We start from the raw sequence: 2,466 nt of genomic DNA, 5'->3' as shown, positions 1-2,466 counted from the left end.
CGCCCGCCGACCGCACCACGTCGTCCGGGCTGCCGAGCTGGTCCAGGATGCGGCGCACGGCGGCCGGGCTGTCCACCGTCGCGCGGGCCCGGTGCCGGTCGATCTCGTTGCGCAGCTCGGACACCAGCCGCATGCGCGTGGACGACGGCAACTGCCGCTGCTGTGCCACGTCCCCGACACGGCTCAGATACTCGTAGACGACCTGGTCGCTCTCGATCCCCAACGGAAAACCCCTCCGGGGCGACGGCGGTGGAACCCCGTGGAGGAAGGTAGCGCAGACCGCCACCAATCGGCCCACGCGGGCGGAGCGGCCCTCCGGGACCCTCGGCCGCCGCTTGCCCCAGCCGCTAACGTGGGTCAGATGAGCCCCGAGGCATCCTCAGCCCCCCGGTCCCTCGCGGAGGCACTCCGCGCGCGGGACGACGCCTCGCTGGCCGCGCTGCTGCGCGACCGACCCGACCTCGTCGCGCCCGTCCCCACCGATCTCACCCAGCTCGCCACCCGCGCGGGCACCCGCGCCTCGGTGCTGCGCGCGCTGGAGCACCTGGACCGGTTCGCCCTGCAGACCGCGCAGGCGCTGGCCGTCGCCCCGGACCCGGTGACCTACGACACGCTGCACGGGCTGCTGGCCGGTGACGACGGCGACCCGGCCGTCACCGAGGCCCTCCCCGCCACCGTCGCCGCGCTGCGCAGGCAGGCGCTGATCTGGGGCGACGACGACCGGCTGCACCTGGTCCGCACCGCCCGCGAACTCCTCGCGCCCTCCGCCCAGCATCCCTCCCCCACCGGGCTCGGCCCGACCGTGCGGGAGGCGACGTCGGGCATGTCGCCGGGGCGGGTGCAGCAGATCGTCAACACGGCGGGGCTGCCCTCCACGCACGACCCGGTCTCCGCCGTCGCCGCGCTCACCGCCCTGTTCGCCGACCGGAAGCGGATGGACGCGCTGCTCGCCGGGGCCCCGGAGGCCGCCCGCGAGGTGCTGACCCGGCTGATGTGGGGCCCGCCGTACGGCCAGGTCACCGCCGAGCCCGCCGCGCATCTGCGCTGGCTGCTCGACCGGGGCCTGCTGCTGCCGACCGCGCCCGGCACCGTCGTACTGCCCCGCGAGGTCGCGCTGCATCTGCGCGGGGGCCGGGCGCACCGGGTGCCCGAGCCGGTGCCGCCCGCCGTGGAACCGTCCGTGGCCCATGAGCCTCGGATCGTGGACGCGACGGCCGCCGGGCAGGCGTACACCGCGCTCGCCACGATCGAGGAGCTGCTGAAGCACTGGGACCAGGGGGGTCCGGCCGTGCTCCGGGCGGGCGGGCTCAGCGTGCGCGACCTGAAGCGGACCGCCGTAGCCCTCGACGCGCCCGAACCGCTCGCCGCGTTCTGGATCGAGCTGGCCTACGCCGCCGGCCTGCTCGCCTCGGACGGCGCGGCCGACGAGCGGTACGCCCCCACCCCCGCCTACGACACCTGGCTGGAACGCCCCGTCGCCGAGCGCTGGGGCCGCCTCGCCGCCGCTTGGCTCGCCGCGAGCCGCACCGCCGGGCTGATCGGCGGCCGGGACATCAAGGACCGTGCCCTGTCCGCCCTCGGTCCGGGCCTGGACCGCTCGGCCGCCCCCGAGGTACGGCGCCGGGTGCTGACCCTGCTGGCCGGCCTCCCCGCCGGGGTGGCACCGGCGCCGGAGGCGGTGCTGACCCGGCTGACCTGGGAACGCCCCGTGCGCGCCCCTCAGCGCGACGGCACCGAGGACCTCCGTGTCCGCCTGGCCCGCTGGACGCTGAGCGAGGCGGAACTCCTCGGCGTCACCGGCCGGGGTGCCCTCTCCAGCCACGGCCGGGCCCTGCTGGGCGCGGCCCCCGAGCCGGACGACACCCCCCTCTCCTCCGTCGGACAGCACACGGCCGTCGCCGCCGGTCTCCTCGCACCCCTCCTGCCCGAACCCCTGGACCACGTCCTGCTCCAGGCCGACCTGACCGCGGTGGCCCCCGGCCCGCTGCTGCGCCCCCTGGCCGAGATGCTCGGGGTGCTCGCGGACGTGGAGTCCAAGGGCGGCGCGACCGTGTACCGGTTCACCCCCGCCTCCGTCCGCCGGGCCCTGGACGCCGGGCAGACCGCCGCCGACCTGCACGCCTTCCTCGCCCAGCACTCCCGCACCCCGGTACCGCAGCCGCTCACGTATCTCATCGACGACGTGGCCCGCAGGCACGGGCACCTCCGGGTGGGCGTCGCCTCGGCGTACGTCCGCTGCGACGACGACTCCGTGCTGAACGAGATCATCGCCGACAAGCGGGCCGCCGCCCTGCGGCTGCGCCGCCTCGCCCCGACCGTGCTGGCCGCGCCCTGCGACCCGGCGACCCTGCTGGAGGGCCTGCGCTCGCTGGGCTACGCGCCCGCCGCCGAGTCCGCCCAGGGCGATGTGCTGATCACCCGCGCCGACGCCCACCGCACCCCGCCGCGCACCGCGCCCGAGCCGGT

At 77.0% G+C, this 2,466-nt stretch carries 1 protein-coding gene and 1 pseudogene; one reads left to right on the top strand and one right to left on the bottom strand.

The window, feature by feature from the left end; all coding sequences use genetic code 11:
• Positions 1-223, bottom strand: a pseudogene (locus GT030_RS20910) (hypothetical protein); the annotation flags it as partial.
• Positions 224-361: 138 nt separating this feature from the next.
• On the opposite strand from GT030_RS20910, the gene GT030_RS20905 reads away from it, so the two are divergent.
• The coding region (locus GT030_RS20905) for a helicase-associated domain-containing protein (RefSeq protein WP_161202410.1) at positions 362-2,466 on the top strand (2,105 nt) is incomplete at its 3' end.

This window comes from Streptomyces sp. SID1328 (genome assembly GCF_009865595.1).
Classification (GTDB): Bacteria; Actinomycetota; Actinomycetes; order Streptomycetales; family Streptomycetaceae; genus Streptomyces; species Streptomyces griseoluteus.
The sequence above is the reverse complement of the archived record's forward strand: the minus strand, read 5'-3'. Positions and strand labels throughout refer to the sequence as shown.